This window comes from Microbacterium sp. ZW CA_36, assembly GCF_044987475.1.
Lineage (GTDB): Bacteria > Actinomycetota > Actinomycetes > Actinomycetales > Microbacteriaceae > Microbacterium.
The window spans coordinates 1-20,603 of the sequence record NZ_JBJDRL010000054.1; the positions used below are offsets into that span (position 1 = coordinate 1).

General features: G+C 69.8%; 18 protein-coding genes. 11 read left to right on the forward strand and 7 right to left on the reverse strand.

The window, feature by feature from the left end:
- Positions 1–141: 141 nt before the first annotated feature.
- Positions 142–1,641 (reverse strand): chaplin family protein, encoded by a 1,500-nt coding sequence (locus ACI3KX_RS17400; RefSeq protein ID WP_404910503.1) that lies wholly within the window; start codon positions 1,639–1,641, stop codon positions 142–144.
- A gap of 119 nt (positions 1,642–1,760) precedes the next feature.
- Positions 1,761–2,744, reverse strand: coding sequence for a hypothetical protein (locus tag ACI3KX_RS17405; protein ID WP_363355974.1), 984 nt, complete (start codon positions 2,742–2,744; stop codon positions 1,761–1,763).
- Positions 2,745–3,346: 602 nt separating this feature from the next.
- Here ACI3KX_RS17405 and dnaB point away from each other — a divergent pair.
- Positions 3,347–4,720 (forward strand): replicative DNA helicase, encoded by a 1,374-nt coding sequence (gene dnaB, locus ACI3KX_RS17410; protein ID WP_349429053.1) that lies wholly within the window; start codon positions 3,347–3,349, stop codon positions 4,718–4,720.
- Between the two features lie 66 nt (positions 4,721–4,786).
- Here the strand turns inward: dnaB and ACI3KX_RS17415 are convergent, their stop codons facing one another.
- Both ACI3KX_RS17415 and ACI3KX_RS17420 read right to left on the reverse strand, forming a co-directional pair.
- Positions 4,787–5,317, reverse strand: a complete 531-nt coding sequence (locus tag ACI3KX_RS17415) for a putative immunity protein (protein WP_404910504.1) — start codon at positions 5,315–5,317, stop codon at positions 4,787–4,789.
- On the reverse strand, positions 5,317–5,763 hold the full coding sequence (locus tag ACI3KX_RS17420; protein ID WP_404910505.1) for a DUF6194 family protein: 447 nt from the start codon (positions 5,761–5,763) through the stop codon (positions 5,317–5,319). Before ACI3KX_RS17420 ends, ACI3KX_RS17415 begins: the two co-directional genes overlap by 1 nt.
- Positions 5,764–5,818: 55 nt before the next feature.
- On the opposite strand from ACI3KX_RS17420, the gene ACI3KX_RS17425 reads away from it, so the two are divergent.
- Positions 5,819–6,571 (forward strand): MerR family transcriptional regulator, encoded by a 753-nt coding sequence (locus ACI3KX_RS17425; RefSeq protein WP_404910506.1) that lies wholly within the window; start codon positions 5,819–5,821, stop codon positions 6,569–6,571.
- Here the strand turns inward: ACI3KX_RS17425 and ACI3KX_RS17430 are convergent.
- The gene (locus ACI3KX_RS17430) at positions 6,521–7,036 is read right to left on the reverse strand and encodes a DUF6326 family protein (RefSeq protein ID WP_404910507.1); all 516 of its coding nucleotides are present in this window, start codon (positions 7,034–7,036) and stop codon (positions 6,521–6,523) included. The genes ACI3KX_RS17425 and ACI3KX_RS17430 overlap by 51 nt on opposite strands.
- A 231-nt stretch (positions 7,037–7,267) precedes the next feature.
- Between ACI3KX_RS17430 and ACI3KX_RS17435 the strand changes: the two genes are divergently transcribed.
- Positions 7,268–7,942 (forward strand): TetR/AcrR family transcriptional regulator, encoded by a 675-nt coding sequence (locus tag ACI3KX_RS17435; RefSeq protein WP_404910508.1) that lies wholly within the window; start codon positions 7,268–7,270, stop codon positions 7,940–7,942.
- A 176-nt stretch (positions 7,943–8,118) separates the two neighbouring features.
- Here ACI3KX_RS17435 and ACI3KX_RS17440 read toward each other — a convergent pair whose 3' ends face one another.
- Positions 8,119–8,625, reverse strand: coding sequence for a MarR family winged helix-turn-helix transcriptional regulator (locus ACI3KX_RS17440; RefSeq protein WP_404910509.1), 507 nt, complete (start codon positions 8,623–8,625; stop codon positions 8,119–8,121).
- Between the two features lie 111 nt (positions 8,626–8,736).
- Between ACI3KX_RS17440 and ACI3KX_RS17445 the strand changes: the two genes are divergently transcribed.
- From ACI3KX_RS17445 to ACI3KX_RS17480, 8 genes are all read left to right on the forward strand, one after another.
- On the forward strand, positions 8,737–9,528 hold the full coding sequence (locus ACI3KX_RS17445; RefSeq protein ID WP_404910510.1) for an SDR family NAD(P)-dependent oxidoreductase: 792 nt from the start codon (positions 8,737–8,739) through the stop codon (positions 9,526–9,528).
- Positions 9,529–9,715: 187 nt separating this feature from the next.
- The gene (locus ACI3KX_RS17450; protein ID WP_404910511.1) at positions 9,716–10,558 is read left to right on the forward strand and encodes a CPBP family intramembrane glutamic endopeptidase; all 843 of its coding nucleotides are present in this window, start codon (positions 9,716–9,718) and stop codon (positions 10,556–10,558) included.
- A 142-nt stretch (positions 10,559–10,700) separates the two neighbouring features.
- Positions 10,701–11,936, forward strand: a complete 1,236-nt coding sequence (locus ACI3KX_RS17455) for an amidohydrolase (protein ID WP_363355964.1) — start codon at positions 10,701–10,703, stop codon at positions 11,934–11,936.
- Between the two features lie 19 nt (positions 11,937–11,955).
- Positions 11,956–13,212, forward strand: coding sequence for an MFS transporter (locus ACI3KX_RS17460; protein WP_404910512.1), 1,257 nt, complete (start codon positions 11,956–11,958; stop codon positions 13,210–13,212).
- A 219-nt stretch (positions 13,213–13,431) separates the two neighbouring features.
- On the forward strand, positions 13,432–14,961 hold the full coding sequence (locus ACI3KX_RS17465) for an MATE family efflux transporter (RefSeq protein ID WP_404910513.1): 1,530 nt from the start codon (positions 13,432–13,434) through the stop codon (positions 14,959–14,961).
- 229 nt (positions 14,962–15,190) lie between these two features.
- Complete coding sequence (locus ACI3KX_RS17470; protein ID WP_363355958.1) at positions 15,191–15,556, forward strand: metalloregulator ArsR/SmtB family transcription factor; 366 nt, start codon at positions 15,191–15,193, stop codon at positions 15,554–15,556.
- Complete coding sequence (locus tag ACI3KX_RS17475) at positions 15,553–16,569, forward strand: cation diffusion facilitator family transporter (protein ID WP_363355956.1); 1,017 nt, start codon at positions 15,553–15,555, stop codon at positions 16,567–16,569. The genes ACI3KX_RS17470 and ACI3KX_RS17475 overlap by 4 nt, the downstream gene beginning before the upstream one ends.
- Before the next feature lie 220 nt (positions 16,570–16,789).
- On the forward strand, positions 16,790–18,040 hold the full coding sequence (locus ACI3KX_RS17480) for an alpha/beta fold hydrolase (protein ID WP_404910514.1): 1,251 nt from the start codon (positions 16,790–16,792) through the stop codon (positions 18,038–18,040).
- 267 nt (positions 18,041–18,307) lie between these two features.
- Here the strand turns inward: ACI3KX_RS17480 and ACI3KX_RS17485 are convergent, their stop codons facing one another.
- Positions 18,308–20,590 (reverse strand): esterase-like activity of phytase family protein, encoded by a 2,283-nt coding sequence (locus ACI3KX_RS17485; protein ID WP_404910515.1) that lies wholly within the window; start codon positions 20,588–20,590, stop codon positions 18,308–18,310.
- Positions 20,591–20,603 lie beyond the last annotated feature (13 nt).

The window sequence follows — 20,603 nt, forward strand, 5'->3', positions numbered from 1 at the left end:
GGGGGGGGCCCAGGAAAGAGCCGGCCATCGGGAGGGGGGGGGTTTAAGGGGGGGGGGGGCCGGGGGGGACGCCCCTCCCGCCGTGCTCTCACGCGAGTCGGGGCGAGGGGCGCCTGGGGAACGTCGACTTGCCCCGTCGACTCACGCGGAGCGCCGCCGCGACACGCGCGCGATGGCACCCGCTGCGAGCAGCGAGAGCCCCAGCAGCAGGAATGGCATCGCGCCCGCTCCTCCTGTCGTGGCGAGCTGGGTGGCCTCGCCGGACGTTGCCGCCGAGCCGGTGACCGAGGCCGAGCCGCCGTCACCGGGCGTCCCGTCGTCCCCCGGGTTGGTGGGTTCGGTCGGGTTCGTCGGGTCCGTCGGATCGGTCGGGTCCGTCGGGTCCGTCGGGTCCGTCGGATCGGTCGGATCGGTCGGATCCGTCGGGTCCGTCGGGTCCGTCGGCACCGCGGCGTCGACCGTGGTGCTGTCGCCGATCACCGAGATGGCGTTGCCGCCGATGGTGATGGGCAGCGAGATCGGCGCGAGCACCTGGGTGCCGCCGAGGATCGAGTCCAGGCCGCCGGTGGCGCCGGTGGTCCCGCCGTTGCCGGTGCCCGGCGCTGAGACCGCACCCGTCGAGGTGCTGTCGCCGACGCCCGAGACGGCGTTGCCGACGACCGTGACCGGCACGCCGATCGGTGCGAGCACCTGGGTGCCGCCGAGGATGCCGTCCGTGCCGTCGGTGGTGCCGGTGGGGCCGTTGCCGGTCGAGCCGGTCGAGGGTGCCGTGGCGGCGCCTTCGCTCGAGCTGTCGCCGATGACGGAGACGGCGTTGCCGACCGCGGTGATCGGGGCGGTGACGGGTGCGAGCACCTGGGTGCCGCCGAGGATGCCGCCCTCGCCGCCGGTGGTGCCGGTCGGGCCGGTCGAGGGTGTCCCTGAGCCGGCGGTCGTGGTGGCGTCGGTGGACTCGCTGTCTCCGACGAGGGAGATCGCGTTCCCCGAGACGGTGACCGGGGCGGTCACCGGCGCGACCACCTGGCTGCCGCCGAGGACCGAGTCCTCGCCGTCCGTCCAGGCATCCGCGCCGGCGGTGCCGCCCGAGCCGGCGGGCGCCGTGGTGGCGTCCTCGCTCGCGCTGTCGCCGACGACCGAGATCGCATTGCCCGAGACGGTCACCGGAGCGGCGATCGAGACGATCCCCTGGGTTCCGGAGAGCAGGCCGTCCTGGCCCGAGGTCTCGGCCGGTGCGGTGGCCGGTGCGGTGGCGGGCGCGGGCGCCGTGGTCGCGGCATCCGTCGACGAGGAGTCGCCGACCACCGAGGCCGCGTTGCCCGAGACCGTGATCGGCACGTTCACCGACACGAGGCCCTGCGTGCCCGAGCCGATGCCGTCGGAGCCGCTGGTTGTCGCGTCTGCGGGAGCCGGAGCGGGCGCCGGCGCCGCTGTGGTGGCGCCGCTGCTCGACGAGTCGCCCAGCACCGAGAGCGAGGTGCCGCTGATGTTGATCGGAAGGGTGACGTCGACGATCGCCTGGCTGCCCGAGAGCAGCCCGTCATCGCCCGTCGTCTCGGCCGCATTGGCGACCGTCGCGCCGAGCAGCGTGATGCCGCCGGCGAGGAGCGTGCCCCAGAGGGCGCGCTTGTAGAAAGTACGCATGGTGTTCCCCTTTGTGGATTGATCGGTTCGCAGCGCACGGAGAGGCGCTGCTCAGCGCGTGAGGGCGCGCTGGTTCCTCTGCCGCCCGCGCTCGATTGAGCAAGGCGGCGGGGAACCGATCAGTCGGGGGAGACGTCGGTGGAACCGGCGGGCGCCGGCGGCGCGTGCTCGTCCTCCGGACCTGCTCGACGCACCCAGGCACGGTGTGCGGCGAGAGGAAGGAGGGCAGCGAGCGCCCAGGCACCGAGACCCGCACCACCGGGTCCCGCGGAAGAAGTGGGAAGACAGAGTCCGCATGCAGAGTTGACGGGTCCGCTCAGCGCGAGCACGGCGGACGAGACGACGACTGTGACGGCAGCGCCGGCGTGCGAGACGGATGCCGCCGCCCACTGGCCGATCGAGCGGGCGGTCGTCGAGAAGAGGGCGGCCGCGGCTTCCGTCTGCGAGGCGAGCGCAGCGAGCGCGTCGTCCGCGCTGAGGGTGCCGGACAGCCCCGGAAGGCCCGGAATCGCGGGGATGCCGGGAAGTGGAGGTACCTCGCCGGCGCCGCCCGCGGGCGGGAGTCCGACGGTCGCGCCGGTCTCGTCGACCGCGCCGACGACGCCGGTGAGCGTCTCGTCGACGGTGCCGCCGAGGTCGTTCACCGCGTCGTCGAGCCCGATGCCCGTGACGACGCCGCCCACGATCGGCACCTCGGTCACGAGGTCGACGACGGGAGCGGTGATGCCGCTCACAACGCCGCCGGAGACGACGTCGGAGACCGGCTGAGTGACGGTCGTGACGACGGTGCCGACGGTCTGGACCACCTGGCTGACCGGCTGCTGGACCGGCGGCGGAGCGGCGGCGACCGCGGTGTTGACAGCGCCGGTGACGCCCGTGGCCACCGTTGAGACGGTGGTCGTGACGGTCGTCGCGGTCGTGTCGACCAGCGAGGTCACGGCGCCGAGAGCACCCCCGAGCAGTCCTCCGTCTTCGGTCTCGTCGGCGTGCGCCTGTCCGAGGCCGAGGCCGAGGACCAGCGAGACGACGATCCAGGCGAACGCGGTTGCGACCCCGATGAGGGCCAGCCGCACGATCCTCGGCAGCGAGGTTGCGATCTCCACGTTCACCTCCCACGACGAAAGAGCCGCACGTTCCGGACGGATCGTGCGTAGGGGTGCCTGGACTTGCGAGGATACCGCCTGCGGAATCGCCATGTCCAGACCCCCTTTCGACGCGAACACGATCGCGCCTCCTCGCGCGCGCACGGTGTTCTGTATCCCCGGAATTGTGCACAGGGCGCGATGCACAGCCCAACCTTCAACCCTGACTTCAACCACATCCTCCTCCACAGGCTGTGGAATACGCAACGGCCGGTCAGGAGCGGTTTCTGCGAAGACCGTGCTCGAAAAGCAGCGAGTTCTCCACAACGGTTGTTCACAGGCGTGTCGGCGTTTCACGCAGGCTCTCCACAGAGTTATCCACAGGTCGTGTTGCGTGTGTCGGAGGCCGTCCTTAGCGTGGGGTGCGGCCCACTCGTGGCGCGCGCCTCCGTGCTGGACACAACGGCGTGGCAGCAGCAGGGGATCGCACGCGGGGGTTCGGCGGGGAGCGGGATGCTGCGGCATCCCGCAATCAGGTCGTGCACGCTGACGCGCGCCCGGCGAGCCGCACCGGCTCACGCCGTGACAACTCGGGAACGAACGATAGGGAGGACTCGCAGCCTATGTCGATCGCCGACATCTCCGATGAGCGCATGGGGGGTCCCCGTGACTTCGAGCGCACTCCCCCGCACGACCTCCTCGCCGAGCAGAGCGCGCTCGGTGGCATGCTGCTCTCGAAGGATGCCGTCGCCGACGTCATCGAGACCCTCCGCGGCGCCGACTTCTACGTGCCCAAGCACGAGCTCATCTTCGAGGCGATCCTCACCCTCTACTCGCACGGCGAGCCCACCGATGTCGTCGCCGTCACCGACGAGCTCATCAAGACGGGTGAGCTGCAGCGCGCCGGCGGTGCGGACTACCTGCACACGCTGACATCGATCGTGCCGACGGCGGCCAACGCCGGCTACTACGCGTCGATCGTCTCGGAGCGAGCGCTGCTGCGCCGCCTGGTCGACGCCGGCACCCGCATCGTGCAGATGGGCTACTCGGGTCAGGGCGAGGCTCTCGACCTCGTCAACAACGCCCAGGCCGAGATCTACTCGGTGACGGGTGCCGAGGCGGCCGAGGACTACGTGCCACTCACGATCGCGGTGGATGCCGCGGTGGAAGAGATCGAGGCCGCGCGAGGTCGCGACGGCCAGATGACCGGCATCCCGACCGGCTTCTCGGGACTGGACGCCCTGACCAACGGCCTGCACCCGGGTCAGATGATCATCATCGCGGCGCGACCCGCGATGGGTAAGTCGACGCTCGCGCTGGACTTCGCGCGGTCGGCCGCCGTCAAGCACGACATGCCCACGATCTTCTTCTCCCTCGAGATGGGGCGCAGCGAGATCGCGATGCGCCTGCTGAGTGCGGAGGGCGCGATCCCCCTGCAGTCCATGCGCAAGGGCACGCTCGACTCGCGCGACTGGACGACCGTCGCTGCGACGCGCGGGCGCATCAACGACGCTCCGCTCTACATCGACGACAGCCCCAACATGACGCTCGTCGAGATCCGCGCCAAGTGCCGGCGGCTCAAGCAGCGCGCGGGCCTGAAGCTCGTCGTCATCGACTACCTCCAGCTCATGACCTCGGGCAAGCGCGTCGAGTCGCGTCAGCAGGAGGTGTCGGAGTTCTCACGAGCGCTCAAGCTGCTCGCGAAGGAGCTCGGCGTCCCGGTCATCGCCCTCTCGCAGCTGAACCGTGGTGCCGAGCAGCGTGCCGACAAGAAGCCGGCGCTCTCCGACCTGCGTGAGTCGGGCTCGATCGAGCAGGACGCCGACATGGTCGTGCTCCTGCACCGCGAAGCCGCCTACGAGAAGGACTCGCCGCGGGCCGGCGAAGCCGACCTCATCGTCGCCAAGCACCGCAACGGACCGACCGACACCATCACCGTCGCGTTCCAGGGCCACTTCTCTCGCTTCACCGACATGGCACCGGGCGACTTCGGGTAAGCAGCAGGCACAGATTCCCGCTGAGCATGTCCATCTCTCGATGCGAATGATCAGCACGGTGCGCGATCACGCCAGACCAGCTTGGATGGCGCGGATGTGCGTGGCGAGGACACCTCTACTGAGAAGACCTGGTCCAAGCGGACCAGTCGTGTCTTCACCGAGGCGCGGCAGTTGTCGTAGCGCTGCCTTGACCTCCGGGGTCAGCTGATCGAGCTGCCAGCAGAGCTCGTCGCGGACCGCGTCGAACTGATCGGGTCTCGACAAGCCCGCCGCCTTCACCGCGTACGCCGCTGCCCCGAGGGCATGCGCACCCATATGGGCAACGCCTGCGGCTTGCGCAGCGGCTCGCGCCGCCGCAATGGCCGCCGGTGTCGTGACGTCGCGTGCAGCGCGCCCCGCAACGAAGCGGCGACGTATCTCCCCCGCGGCACAGAGCTCGCCACGCGCGAATGCCCGGGTGCGAGCGATCGCATCTCGTGGCCGCGAGTCGGCAGGTGACTCCGATTCGAATATCGCGAGGACCCGTTCGGCGCAGTCCGCCGCCCACGATGCCACGATCCGGCGATCAGCCTCGCTCAACGCCTGTGGTGATCTCATCACGCAGTACCGGAACGACGGGAGGCGCGCGTTCGTGCTGCCTCATGCGCATCGTTCAACAGGGAGATAGCTTGCTCGGACGTCGAAGCTGACGGGTTCACCACCGATACCCATCCGGCCGCTCCGTACAGGGGGTGCGAAACGAACACGTCAGAATCTGCGGGGCTCGCCTCGTCATTCACGATCAGCGGTGCGCGGTCGCGCCCGACGTGGATGTTCACGCGGAACCGACCAGGCTCGTCGAGTCTCGATTCCTCGTCATCGGGATAGTTCTTCGTCACGATCGTCCCGTACGGCTGAGTCCGCTCCGGCATCACCCCATTCGGGGCGTAGTAGAAGAACGCATCACCCCACGCCAATTCCGGCGATCCGCTCTCCTCTCCCGGAATGACGACGAGCACGCCCTCGAAGCTGCTGACAACATCGACAATCTGCTGCATATCCATCCTTCAATCGTCACCTTCAAGTGCTTATGTGGACCATGACTAGATGGGAGCTGGCATGCGAGCTGCAAAGCCTCAAGTGACGGGACTGACGACGGCTGCCGCTGCTCAGAGTGTGGGCTATTCCACACAACAAGTTCGTGATCTTGAACGGCTTGGAGTTCTCCCCGCCGCCGAGCGCAGTCCCAACGGATATCGGCGCTACCAGGAACGCCACATCATCGCGCTCCGTGCCTATCGCGCTCTGGCCGCCGCGATCGGCCCCGTCCCCGCGCGACAGATGATGCCCACGCTCGTCCATGGCACCCTCGAAGCCGCCGCAGAAAAGATAGATGACCTGCATGCCCTGCTCGCCCGCGGCCGGGGCCACGTTCGCGAAGCAAGCCGCGGTCTCCAAGCCGTCCTCACCGACCCCACCCACGTCTTCGACGACCAGGACTCCATGGCGATCGGCGAGCTCGCAGACGCCCTCGGTGTTCGATCATCGGCGCTGCGCCATTGGGAGCACGAAGGGCTCGTCAACCCGGACCGGATCAGCGGGTCTCAGATCCGTCGATACAACGCTCGGGCGATCACTGAGGCGCGTATCGTCGCAGCGCTCCGCAGTGGCGGTCATCGCATCTCGCCGATATCGCGCGTCCTCGACCAACTCCGCGCACACGGGCTGACGGCAGAAGCGCAATCACTTCTCGACGAGCGGCTGTCTGACCTCAGCCACCGTAGCGTTGCGCTCCTCGAGGCCTCAGGACACCTCTACGCCCTACTCAACGAGCGGCGGAAGAGTGCCGGTCCTAGCGGAGACGCCGTTTGAGACGGTCGTCGCGGGACCGGCCGGGACGGCGGGGTTTCGCGGCCATGTCCAGGCGGAGCGCAGGATGAAGGCCAGGAGCAGCACCTCGACTCCGATGGAGAGGCCGTAGAAGAAGGCCCACTCCCAGGTCGCCCCGGCCGCGTTGAACGCGGAGTAGGGGATGTAGAGCGATGCCACGATGAGGTTCGTGGCGCGGTTCACCCGGGCGGGCAGCGTCATGGAGAGCATCACCATCAGGGCGGGGATCGCCACGGATGCGAGCATGATGGTCAACAACGTCGAGCTGACGTCGAACCTCCAGACGAGGCCATTCAGGATGCCGTCGACGACGCCGGGCTTGTAGAGGTTGAAGAAGTCGACGTAGATGTAGAGGAACATGAAGCTGGTCCATGCGACGGCAAGCTTGGCCTGCACGGGGATCGGCGGGTTGTCGAGCAGGTTCGGGGTGTTCGTTCGGATGGTCATCGGTTCTTCTTTCGGGAGGAGCGGTCCGTCCGCCGGAGTGGCGGCAGGTGTGGGCGTGCGTGCGCACGGTCGGGTCGTTCTTGCCGGTCCGGTCGTCAGACGGTGACGACGACCTTCCCTCGGGTGTGACCTGCCCCGACGTAGCGCTGGCTCGTACATCGTACGTCGTACACCGTACTATGAGGCGTACGCTGTACGATTGTCAAGCCGTTCGAGCGAGCGAGGAGACTCATGCCTGCGAGGGAACAACGTCAGGTCGCGTCGGACGCGGGGCTGAGCAAGCAGCGGGTGGTGGTCGAGGCTGTCCGGATCGCCGACCGCGAGGGTGTCGACGGGCTGAGCATGCGCCGGCTGGCCGGCGCGCTCGGCGCGGGCGCGATGTCGCTCTACCACTACGTGGCGAGCAAGGATGAGCTGCTGGACGCCATGACCGACATCGTGTTCGAGGAGATCGAGCTCCCACCCGAAGAGACCGACTGGCAGTCGGCGATGCGACGGCGGGCGGTATCTGCCCGACAGGTTCTCGCACGCCACCCGTGGGCGATCGTCCTGATGGAGTCGCGGACGTCGCCGGGGCCGGCCAACCTCCGCCACCACGAAGCGGTCACCGCCTGCCTGCGGAGAGCTGGCTTCCCGGTCTTGATGGCGACGCACGCCAACTGGTTGCTCGACAGCTACGTCTACGGCTTCGCACTGCAGGAAGCCAGCCTGCCGTTCGGCACCGCCGATGAGTTCGCGGACATGGCCGAGGACGTCTACCTGCCGCAGCTTCCTCCTGACGAGTTCCCCTACCTCAACGAGTCCGCCGCGGCGCTCGTCGCCGCCGGCTTCGACCCTGCGGAGCAGTTCATCTTCGGCCTCGACCTCGTCCTCGCCGCCCTCGAGCCCCTGAGAGCCTCCGCGTAGCGACGGTCACGGACCGTCGCGCGGCCCTCCGCACCGACGCGATCGGCGAGGAGCCACCCGGACAGTTCGATCGCGTGGGTGCCGTACGACAACCCGGTGACCGCGCAGGCGCTCGCCGCCGGCGACCTCGATGTGCTGCGCCAGATGTTCGCGTAGCAGCCGGCGCCGGCCCGCTGCTAGGCGGAGGGCGCGCTCGCCGCTGCGGGAGCCCAGCCCTCGTCGGGTCGGATCCCACCCGCGATGCGACGCGAGATGTCCCTGAGCTGCTGCTGCTGCGCGCTCGTGAGGCGCTCGAAGATCAGACGGCGCACGAGGGCCGCATGCCCCGGTGCCGCCTCGGCGACCTTCTGCCGGCCGAGATCGGTGAGGATCGCCAGTGTGAAGCGGCCATCCGCAGGGTCGGGCTCGCGGCGCATCCAGTCTCGGGACTCCAGACGCGTGGCGGCGCGGGACAGTCGCGAGAGCGAGCTGTTCGCATAGCTGGCGAGCACGCTCATGCGCAGGGTCCCGCCAGGGGCATCGGCGAGTGCGTACAGCACGCCGTACTCGAAGTGCGTCAGCTGGGCATCGCGCTGCAGCTGCGCGTCGAGCGCCGTCGGCAACCACTCGAGCAGTGTGGCCAGTCCGGCCCACGTCTCGAGCTCTTCGGGCGTCAACTCTGCGAGCACACCGGATTGCGTCATTCCCACACTGTAACCGCGACTGCATTCACTTGCTCAGTCAAGTCAATCGTATCTACAATTGACTTGACTGAGCAAGTGAAATCTCACGCACGGCGCGTAGGGAAGGGTGTCATGGAACTGAATCTGGCAGGCAAGCGGGCCTTCGTGAGCGGATCGACGCAGGGGATCGGGTTCGCGATCGCGGAGACGCTCCTGCGCGAGGGCGCCTCGGTGATCGTCAACGGGCGCTCGGACGGTCGCGTCGATGCCACGGTCGATGCGTTGCGCGCCTCGGTGTCCGGCGCGGAGGTCACGGGGATCGCCGCCGACTTCGCGGATCCCGAGCAGGTGAGTCGCTTGCTCGGCTCCCTCGGAGACGTGGACATCCTCGTCAACAACGTCGGGGTGTTCGAGGTGAAGGAGTTCACCGACATCACCGACGACGATTGGCACCGCTACTTCGACGTCAACGTGATGAGCGGCGTCCGGCTGTCGCGGCAGCTGCTCGGACGCATGCTCGAGGCCGGTTGGGGACGGGTCGTGTTCGTCTCCAGCGAGTCGGGTGTGAACGTCCCGGGCGACATGCTCCACTACGGCGCCACCAAGGCGGCCATGCTCGCTTTGGGCAACGGGCTCGCGAAGCTCACCCGCGGGACCGGAGTCACGGTGAACACGGTCCTCGGCGGTCCCACCTACTCGGACGGCGTCGCACACACGGTGACGCAGATCGCCCACGCGCAGAACACACTGCCCGAGGACCTCAAGGGCGCCATCGCCGCAGGTAATCGCACGTCCCTGCTCCAGCGATTCATCGAACCAGGCGAGATCGCGGATCTCGTCGCCTACCTGGCCAGCCCTCGCTCCTCGGCGACGAACGGCGCGGCACTGCGGGCGGACGGCGGGACCCTGACCACGATCCTCTGATCGTCCACCACCGGGGCTCCATCACGTCCAGCCCGCGATTCCACGGAACAGATCGCTCCGCGAACGAATCTGCGGAGGACAACTTCCGGCGGAACCATGCTGCGAGCCGAACGGGATACCCGCGCACAGCGGGGCCGACCGGCGCCGCGTGCTCGCGCGGCCCCGCCGGCCTCCGCTACCGTCAAGCATGGCGACCGTGACGCGTGCGGACAGACGACTGAGCACGGGATGGCGCATCGCGATCGTGCTGGTGGGAACCGTCGCGATCTGGAGCCTCATGGTCTGGGTCGGAACGACCCTCTTCGGCGGAGACGTCACCCCGGTCGCCCGCGTGGTCACCTCGCTGTTGATCTTCGCACTCGCTGTGCCGATGGTGGTGGCCGCTCGGCGTCTGCTCGATCGACGCCCGTGGGCAACGCTGGAGCTCCAGGGATGGGCTGGCGCATGGCGGCCGTTCCTCGTGGGCACCGCATCGTTCCTGCTCCCCTCGGCGATCGGTCTCAGCGTCGCACTGCTCACGGGATGGCTGCAGATCACCTCGGTGCTGCCCCCGCTCGACCTGGTCGCCGCTGTCGCGTTCACGGTGGTGACGGTTCTCCTGCTCGAGGCGATCCCCGAGGAGCTCATCTTCCGCGGCTACATCTACCGCAACCTCTCGGCGGCGATGGCCCCGATCGTGGCCGTCTTCGTGCAGGCAGCGCTGTTCAGCCTGCTCGGCACGTCGCTGTGGGTCGCGACGTCCGGGTGGGGCGTGCTGCTCGAACGAGGTGCGCTGTTCTTCGCGATGGGCGCCGTGCTCGGCATCCTTCGTGTCATCTCGGGCAGCGTCTGGAACCCGGTCGGATTCCACCTCGGCTTTCAGGTCGTCGCCCAGACCCTCCTCGTGCATCCGGGCATAGAGGTGAGCAACCCGGGAGCGGTCACCATCGCGGGCATCGTCCCGGCGTTCGTGTTCGCGTCCACCGTCACGCTGATGCTCACTCGCCGGCGGCCTGACTGGCGGATGCCGGAGCCCGACGAACGCAGGTAATCGGGGCGGCGGGTTCCGCTGATGACTGGGCCGGTCGATGCCCGCACGTTCGAGCAGCGCAGTCAGCTGCTCGAGTACGTGCCCACGGTGCTGGACGGTCCTCCCGCCGGGTGAGTCCTCGACCCCGCGTAGGTTGGAGAGCATGGCTCGCATCCTCGCCGTGACCGGCGGCTACGTCGTCCCTGTCAGCTCCGACCCCATCCCGAACGGCACCGTCGTCGTCACCGACGGCGTCATCACCGCCGTCGGCGGGGCCGACACGGCGGTGCCCGACGGCGCCGAAGTGATCGACGCGACGGGCAGCTGGGTCGTCCCCGGATTCGTCGAGTCCCACGGTCACCTCGGCGTCCACGAGGACGGCGAGGGATGGTCGGGCAACGATACGAATGAGATGACCGACCCGAACGGGGCACGGTTCCGCGCACTCGACGGCATCGACATCGAGGAGGTCGGCTTCCGCGACGCGCTGCGCGGTGGCGTGACGACGGCCGTCATCAAGCCCGGGTCGGGCAACCCCATCGGCGGCCGGACGGTCGCCATCAAGACGTGGGGCGGCCGCACCGTCGACGAGCAGGTCCTCGCTACCGACGTGTCGGTGAAGTCGGCGCTCGGCGAGAACCCCAAGCGCGTGTACGGCGACCGGAAGCAGACGCCGTCGACGCGGTTGGGCGTGGCATCCGTCCTCCGCGACGCGTTCGTCGCTGCGCAGAACTACGCCGACAAGCGCACCTCGGCCGTCGACAAGGACGAGCCGTTCGAGCGAGACCTGGGCAAGGAGACGCTCGCCGCAGTGCTCGCGGGCGACCTGCTCTGGGATCAGCACTGCCACCGTCACGACGACATCGCCACGGCGATCCGGCTGTCGGAGGAGTTCGGCTACCGCCTGATCGTCAACCACGGCACCGAGGCGCACAAGATCGCCGATGTCCTCGCGGAGAAGCAGATCCCGGTGATCTTCGGGCCGCTGCTGACCTCGCGCTCCAAGGTGGAGCTGCGCGACCGCGCCATCGGCAACCTCGCCCTCATCGCCGAGGCGGGTGTCAAGGTCGCCATCACGACCGACCACCCCGTGGTGCCCATCGACCAGATCCGCCTGCAGGCGATCCTGGCGGTGCGCGAGGGCCTCCCCGCCGAGACGGCGCTGGAGGCACTGACGACCAACCCTGCCGACATCCTCCGTCTGAACGAACGCGTCGGCGCTCTCGAGCCCGGCCGGGACGGCGACGTGGTCGTGTGGTCGGGCGACCCGCTCGCCGTCGACTCGCGCGTGCAGCGCGTGTTCATCGAGGGGCGCGCGGTCTATGAGCCGGGTACGGATGCCGGCTCGCGCGTCGTCGAGCGCTGGGAGCGCTTCGGTCGCACGTCGTGGATGGGATGACGACGCGCGGCCCGGCATCGTGAGCGTGCCCGACGAGGACCGGGGCGCACCCGGGCCCGTCCCCCGGTCGTCGTTCGCCCGTTACTGGGCGGCGGCCGCGATCAGCTCGTTCGGGACCGCCGTCTCGGCCGTCGCGATGCCGGTGCTCGTGGTGCAGCTGCTCGCGGCGACGCCGGCGGAGGTCGGCATCGTCAACGCGGCGCAGTTCGTGCCGTACGCCGTTCTCGGGCTGATCGCCGGCGCGTACACGGATCGCTGGCGCCGCAGGCCGATCCTCGTCTGGTCCAGCATCGGCCGGGCGGTGTCGCTCGGCGCGATCCCGGTGCTCTGGCTGACCGGCATGCTCGAGATCTGGATGCTCGTGGTGCTCCTGCTGCTGTTCGGCTCGTTCTCGGTGTTCGGGTTCGCGGCGACGCAGTCGTTCCTGCCCCGGCTCGTGCCGCGGTCGCGACTGGTGGTGGCGAATGCGCGCCTGGATCAGACGGATGCCGCAGCCCAGACGGTGGGCCCGGCACTGGGCGGCGGGCTCGTCGGCTTGCTGGGCGCTCCCATCGCGCTCCTGGTCGACGCGGTCAGCTACCTCGTCGATGCGCTGCTGAACGGGAGCATCCGCGTGGACGAGCCTCGCGAGCGCCGCCCCGACCGCAATCTCCTACGCGAGATCCGCGAGGGGCTGCGCTGGGCGTACGCGCACCCGACGCTCGGCCCGCTCGCGGTGTCGACGCACGTCTGGTTCTTCGCGAACGGCATCGCGTTCACCGTGCTCTCACTCCTGGCGCTGCGGTCGCTCGGCTTCACCGCGTTCACCTTCGGACTGCTGCTGGCCGTGTCGGGATCGGCGGCTCTGCTCGGCGCGACCTTCGCGGCGAGATTCGGGTCATGGCTGGGCACCGGGCCGGCGATCATCGTCGCCCGCGCGGCCTATCCGATCGCCTGGCTGCTGGTCGCGGCGACGGCGTGGCTGTCCGCGGGACCGGTACTCCTCTATATGGCGCTCGCAATTCACGGGCTCGCGGCCGGTGTCGAGAACGCGAACGAGATGGGGCTCCGGCAGGCGGTGACTCCCGATGCCCTGCTCGGACGCGTCAATGCGAACATCCGCTCGGCCAACCGGACCGCGGCGGCGCTCGGCGCCCTCGCCGGCGGTGCGGCGGTCGGCCTCGTCGGGGACCAGTGGACGCTCGTCGCCGTGATGGTCGTCTTCGCTGTCGCCGCGCTCGTCGCGGTCCTCTCGCCGCCCCTCCGTGAGATGCGCATCCTTCCCGACTCGGACTGAGTCCGCGCACGCGGCTCGCTCGCCACTCCGCCCGCCGACCCGCTGGGCACGCGCCCCGGCTCGCCGGAGGAGGACCGACGACGGCGGCGGATCGCGACGAATTCCTCCCCCGAGGCTGGTGACTTCCCGAATCGATTCGATACACTGGTCGACTGTCGCCCGTCGCCTGCTGGTGCGGCATCCTTCCCTCTCCTCGCCTTCTCCTTCGAGAGCCGCCTCATGACCACCGCCCTGACGACGGGCCGCCCTTGGCGCGTCATCGTCGTGTTCGCCGTCCCGCTGCTCATCGGCAACGTCGTCCAGCAGCTGTACCAGTTCGTCGATGCGATCGTCGTCGGACGCCATCTCGGCGTCGACGCGCTCGCCGCGGTGGGTGCGACGGGCAGCATGCTGTTCCTGCTGCTCGGGTTCGCGTGGGGCCTGACGTCGGGCTTCGCGATTCCCACGGCGCAGGCGTTCGGCGCTCGCGACTATGCGGCCGTGCGCCGGTCGGTCGCGGCAGGCACCATCCTCACCGGCGCGTGCACGCTGCTGCTCACCGTCGGCGCGCCCCTCCTGGCGGGGCCGCTGCTCGTGCTGCTGCAGACGCCGCCCGAGCTCATGGACGATGCGGTCGTCTTCGCGCAGATCAGCTTCCTCGGCGCCGGCGCGATGATGTTCTTCAATTACCTGTCGGCGATCATCCGCGCCATCGGCGACTCCCGCACGCCGCTCGTCTTCCTCGCGCTGGCCTGCGCTCTCAACGTCGTGCTGGTCATCCTCATGGTCGGCACGTTCGGCTGGGGTGTCGGCGGCGCCGCCGTCGCCACCGTCGTCTCGCAGGCGATCTCGGTGCTGCTGTGCCTCGAGTTCGTCCGTCGACGGATGCCGGTGCTCCACGTCCGCCGCGAAGACTGGCGCGTGAGCCGCGCAGAGCTTGCCGAGCACCTGCGCCTCGGCCTGCCGATGGGCTTCCAAGCCTCGATCATCGCGATCGGGACGCTGTCGGTGCAGGTCGCCCTCAACGAGCTGGGCGCCGACGCGGTCGCGGCCTACACCGCGGCATCCCGCGTGGACGGCCTCGCCGTCGCCCTCCTGCAGTCGCTCGGCCTCGCCGTGTCGATGTTCGTCGCTCAGAACCACGGCGGCGGCCGGCCCGACCGCATCCGCCGCGGCGTCACCCAGGCGACGTGGATGTCGGTGGCGGCCGCGATCGTGCTCGGCGTCCTCCTCATCGCCTTCGGCGCCGCGCTGGTGCAGCTGTTCGTCGGCCAGGAGGCGGACGAGGTCGTCGACCTCGCCGCGCAGATGCTCGCGATCAACGGGGCGAGCTACTGGATCCTCGGCATCCTGTTCGTCCTGCGCGGTGCACTGCAGGGTCTCGGCCACACGCTCATCCCGACGGTGACCGGCGTGATCGAGCTCTTCATGCGCGTCGGCGCGGCGGTCGTGCTCGGCGGCATCTTCGGCTTCATCGGCGTCGCGGCCAGCAACCCGCTCGCCTGGCTCGGGGCCGTCGTCGTGCTCGTTCCCGCGTACATCCACGCCCACCGGCAGCTGGCCTCGGCTCCGATCACTCCGATGGTCGCGACGCCGACCACGCCCATCGCCGTCATCGGTCCCACCGACGGCTCGATGGTCGTGGACGCCGTGGTCACGCAGCCCATCGTGCTGCCGACCGCCGCGCAGACGGCGATGCCGACTCCGCCGCGTCGTCGGCGCCGGCGTCTGCGCGCGTCCGACCGCGAGCGGCGCAGAGCCGGCGGCTGAGTCCGGCCTGCGGTGCAGCGGCGCGTGGGAGTCCCGGTTTCGCCGAGACCGAGGATTCCCGTCGAGCCATGGGACGGCGCCCTCGGTCTCGCCGCGCATGCCCTGTCCCGGTGGGGGTGAGGGTCTTGCCCGCCGAGCGCGGGTCTTGCCCGCGAGCTTCGCCTGCCCCCGGCTCACGCCGGACCGCTGCCCGTGTGCGGTTGCGAGCCGATGGACGTAGTATCTGCGTATGAGTGCAGATAAGCAGGGATGCGGATACGCGGTCGACAGCAGCTTCGTCGAACTCGCGGTGGAGGTGTTCGCCATGCTGGCCGACGCGACCCGCGTGCGGATCGTGCTCGCCCTGCAGGACGCCGGCGAGCTGTCGGTGAACCACCTCGCCGACATCGTCGACAAGTCGCCCGCCGCCGTGTCGCAGCACCTGGCGAAGCTGCGGCTCGCGCGCATCGTTTCGACGCGCCAGGAGGGGCAGCGGGTGTTCTACCGGCTCGAGAACGAGCACGCCTCCCGCCTCGTCGCCGACGCGATCCACCAGGCCGAGCACTCGCTCGGCGGCACGCCCCGCCACCACCACGCCGACAAGGGCGCCGAATGAGCGCGCAGGCCGCGGAGCAGCACGACCACGGCGACCACGACCACTCCCACCCGGGCGGGCTGCGAGGGTTCCTCCACGAGGTGTTCGTGCCGCACTCGCACGACGCGGCGGATTCGATCGACGATGCGATGGAGGCGAACTCCGCGGGCATCCGCGCGCTGAAGATCAGCCTCGTGATCCTGCTCGCCACCACGGTGCTGCAGGCGATCGTGGTGTTCTTCAGCGGCTCGGTCGCGCTCCTCGCCGACACCGTCCACAACCTCTCCGACGCCCTCACGGCCGTGCCGCTGTGGATCGCGTTCGTGCTCGGCCGGCGCGCGGCATCCCGTCGCTACACCTACGGGCTCGGCCGCGCCGAAGACCTCGCGGGCCTGTTCATCGTGTTCGTCGTCGCGCTCTCGGCGATCGTGGCGGCCTGGCAGGCGATCGATCGGATGCTGCACCCGCAGCCGCTTCACAACCTCGGGTGGGTGATCGCCGCGGGCGTGATCGGGTTCGCCGGCAACGAGATCGTCGCCGTGTATCGCATCCGCGTGGGCAAGCGCATCGGGTCCGCCGCGCTCGTGGCGGACGGCGTGCATGCCCGCACCGACGGCTTCACCTCGCTCGCGGTGGTGCTGGGCGGCATCGGCGTGCTCCTCGGCTTCCCGCTGGCCGACCCGATCGTCGGTCTCGTGATCGCGGCGGCGATCTTCGTGCTCCTGATCGGCACCGTGCGCAGCGTCGGCCGCCGCCTCCTCGACGGCGTCGAGCCGGAGCTCGTCGACCGCGCCGAGCACGCGCTCGCGCACGTCGACGGCGTCGCGCGGATCGACCGCGTCCGCCTCCGCTGGGTGGGACACCGCCTCCAGGGCGACGCGCTCGTCGCCGTCGCGGCGACCGCCGACGCCGGCGCGATCGCCGTCGACGCCGAGCGCAGCGTGCGCGAGCACCTGCGCAACGTCGACGACTTCATCGTCACGGCACGCGGTCTCAGAATGCTCGACCACCGGGACGAAACGCACACGCCGTAAGACGTCCGCTCGGAGGCTCGAGGCGATTCGTCTCTGCGTTTCGACTCGCAAGCTCGCTCAACGACCGGGCGTCGCATTGCCGCGTGCTGTGCACCGCGAGCCGGGCGCGCTCCTTCAGCAGGCGCAGAACGTCCTTACCCCCGCGGCGTTGCGGCGTGTCGTGACCCCCGAGAGTGGCGGCGCAGGCACGGCGTCGGCGAGTGCCCCTACGCTCGTACGCATGTCCGTGACGACGCGCCGCATGCAGGACCTGACCATCGACGACCACACCCTCACCGTCCAGCTGGTGTGGGGCGATCCGGCGGACGCCCGCACGATCGACATCCATGCCGCCGTGGTCACGCGCGAGGGCGGAGAGCAGCTCCCGTACCTCGTGTTCCTCCAGGGCGGGCCGGGGCACGAGGCGCCCCGCGCCTTCCACGCTCCGCAGGGGCCGTCGTGGCTCGACGAGGCTCTCGAGCACTACCGTCTGGTGCTGCTCGACCAGCGGGGCACCGGGCTGTCGACACCGGTCTCGGACCGCGACCTCGAGCGCGGCACGGGCGAGCTCGCGGAGTACATCACGCACTTGCGGGCCGACGCGATCGTGCGGGACTGCGAGGCGGTGCGCGAGGAGCTGGGCGCCTCGACCTGGAGCGTGCTGGGGCAGTCCTTCGGCGGCTTCACGACCCTCGCCTATCTCTCCACGGATGCCGGATCCCTCGAGCACGTGTACATCACCGGCGGCCTCAGCGCCGTGGGCCGGCATCCCGACGATGTGTACGCCCTCACCTACGACAAGATGCGCGAGGCGTCCGAGCGCTACTACCGGCGATTCCCAGCGCACCGCGACGCGATGCGCCGGATCGTCGACCTCGCGGACGCGGGTGCCATCGTGATGCCGGACGGCGAAGTGGCCTCCGCCTCGCGGGTGCGCTCGGCCGGCTCGGCGCTCGGGACGAACGAGGGGTGGCAGAAGCTGTGGAGCCTGCTCGAGCTCGAGCCGCACACCAACGCCTTCCGCCACGACCTCGCCGCCGCGATGCCGTTCGACGCGCGCAACCCGCTGTACTACGTGTTCCACGAGTCGAGCTACGCCGACGGGCACGCGACCGACTGGTCGGCCGAGCGCACCGAGCCCGACGACTTCCGGGACGACCCGACGCTCTTCACCGGCGAGCACGTCCGCCGCGAGTGGCTCGACACGGTTCCCGGCCTGCAGCCGTGGCGCGACGTCACCCTCGAGCTCGCCGAGTTCGCCTGGCCGCAGCTGTACGACGCCGACGCGATCACTGCATCGGGCGCCCGCGGCGCCGCCGCCGTCTACGCCAACGACCTCTACGTGCCGTTCGAGTTCTCGATGGAGACCGCACGGCTGCTTCCCGGCGTGACGCCGTGGATCACCAGCGAGCACGAGCACAACGGCCTGCGCTCGGGTGGCGAGGTGCTGTCGCGCCTCATCGACATCGCGCACGGCCGCCGCGTGCGCTGACACAGGCGGGAACGGATGCCGCGGGCTGGTGCGGCCGCGGGTTCGGTCCTCGCTCACCCCACGCCGAACGCACGGTCGTTGAGCGAGGGAGCGCCAGCGACCGAGACGAAACGCGCCGAGCCGCTCGTCTGCGTCGTGTCCGGCGCGTTTCGTCGCTGCGTTTCGACTCGCAAGCTCGCTCAACGACCACGTTCCTCGCTCGCTCAACGATCGAAACGGGGCGGAGGATGCCGCAGCATCCCCCGCCCCGTCCGGCGTCTCGTGGGCTCAGCTCCCGAGGGTCACCGTGTCGATGGTCACCGCGGCGATGCCGGGGTTGTCGCTGAAGACCCCGTCCATGCCGGCGGCGATGAACGCCGTCAGCTCACCGGCGAGGTCGCCGTACGCGTTCGGGTCGGCGCTGGAGCGGAACTCCAGCGGGAGGAACTGGTTCTCGGCGCGGAACGTCCAGCCGTGCACCGAGAGGCCCGCGGCGTGCGCGTCGGCGATGACCGGCGTCGGCGTGCCCAGACGGCCCTCTGCCGTGCGGGGGATCATGACGGACTTCTCGAGGCCCACGCCGTCGGCATAGGTGGCGATCTCAGCCAGCCCGGCGGGCGTCACCAGGTCCCTGTAGGTGCGGGTGTCGCCCGCGAGCGTGAAGTCGTACGGCCGACCCGATCCGCTCACGAGCTGCGCGAGCGTCACGTCGGTCAGGCCGTCGAGATCGCGCAGGTTCGCGGTCTCGAAGCTCTGCACGATGACGGGCGCGTCCGCGCGGTCGAGGCCGTTCGCCTGCAGCGCCGCGACGAGCGGCTCCTCCAGCGACAGGCCGATCGAGTCGAAGTACGACGGATGCTTCGTCTCGGGGTACACGCCCACGGTGCGGCCGTCGCAGCTGACCGAGTGGCGGGCGAGGTCGATGACCTCGTCGAGCGTCGGGATCACGTACAGGCCGTCGAACGCCGTGTTGGCCGGACGCGTCTGGGGCAAGCGCTCCTTCGCACGCAGCGTCCGCAGCTCGGCGAACGTGAAGTCCTCGGTGAACCAGCCGGTGATCGAGACGCCGTCGATGACCTTCGTGGTCTTGCGGGCGGCGAACTCGGCGCGGGTCGCGACATCCGTCGTCCCGCTGATCTCGTTCTCGTGGCGCGCCACCAGCACGCCGTCCTTGGTGGAGACGACATCCGGCTCGATGTAGTCGGCGCACTGCACGATCGCCGCCTCGTACGCGGCCAGCGTGTGCTCGGGGCGCGACCCGCTCGCGCCGCGGTGCCCGATCAGGCTCACGGTCGAGGGCTCGATCTTGGTCTTGTCGAGGTCGATGATCGCGAACTCGGTGTCGTCGGGGGTGCCGGGGATGCGCGCGTCGTTGCCCGGGTAGTTGTTGTCGTTGCCGATGAGCAAGCTGCCGTCCTTCAGCTGCACGACGGTCTCGAACGACTGCACCGGGAGCGAGTAGATCTCGCCGGTGCCGTAGCCGTCGCCCGCACCGATGCCGTGGGGGTTGGCGATGCGCAGGGCGTCGAGCACCAGCTTCTTCTCGAGGTAGCCCTCGGCGTCGGTGCGGCGCAGGTCCACCTCGTAGACGCGCTTCGTCACCGACTGCTCGCCCTCGAAGTCGTCGCGTTCGATGAGGATGAGCACGTCGCCCCGCACGGTGAACGCGTCGCCGATGACGTTCGGCTCCTGGTCGGTCTGGTAGCTCCAGGTGCGGCCGGTGTACTCCCCCGCACGCGTGTCGAACTCGAGGATCTCGCGACGACGCAGGTCGTCGTCGTCGGCGTACGAGCCCTCGACGACCGGATAGAGGTAGCGGCCGTTCACCGAGGCGGCCATCGCCTCGAAGCCGCGGCTCGCCCGCACCCGCGGGGTCTCGCCCGCCTGCAGGTAGGGGTTCTGCGGCGACTTCGCGCCGTCGAGCGCGTACGGCTTCTCGAGCAGCGTGCCCTCGGCGTCGAAGTGGAGCAGGAAGGGACCGAACTCCTCGCCGACCCAGAACGACCCGTCCTTGGCCTTGACCACCGACTCGATGTCGAAGTCGCCGCCGGTGAGCAGGCGCTCCGTAGTGCCCTCGTTCACGATCGGGAAGTCGAGCACGCCGTTGCGGTCGTTGTACGAGATGAAGCGCTGGACCTGGATCTCGCCGGCGCCGCCGTCGGCGGTCTGCCACGCCGGCCGCACGAGGTAGTTGCGCAGCAGGAAGTCGGCCGAGTTGCCCTTGGCGCCGAACCCGTTGTCGGGCTGTGCCCAGAACGTGCCGTCGCCGTTGTCGATGGCGGCCGAGAATCCCAGGATGACCTGGCCGTCCCAGGGCCCGGTGCGGCCGTTCGCGGGGCTCGCGAGCGCGCCCGATGCCGGCCCGGGTTCGAGGTGATCGGCCGAGAGCGTGGCCCGGGCGACGAGCGTCGGCACGTGCGCCTGCACGAACGGCGACGACGATGTCGCCGACGCGGCGGGCACCGGCTGGGCGGAGGCGGCGGTGGCGGGGAGGAGGGCGACGGCGGTGACCGTCGCTGCTGCCGCGGCGAGAAGGCGCGGCAGGACGCGTCGGGTGGGGAATCGACTCATGTCCCCGACGCAA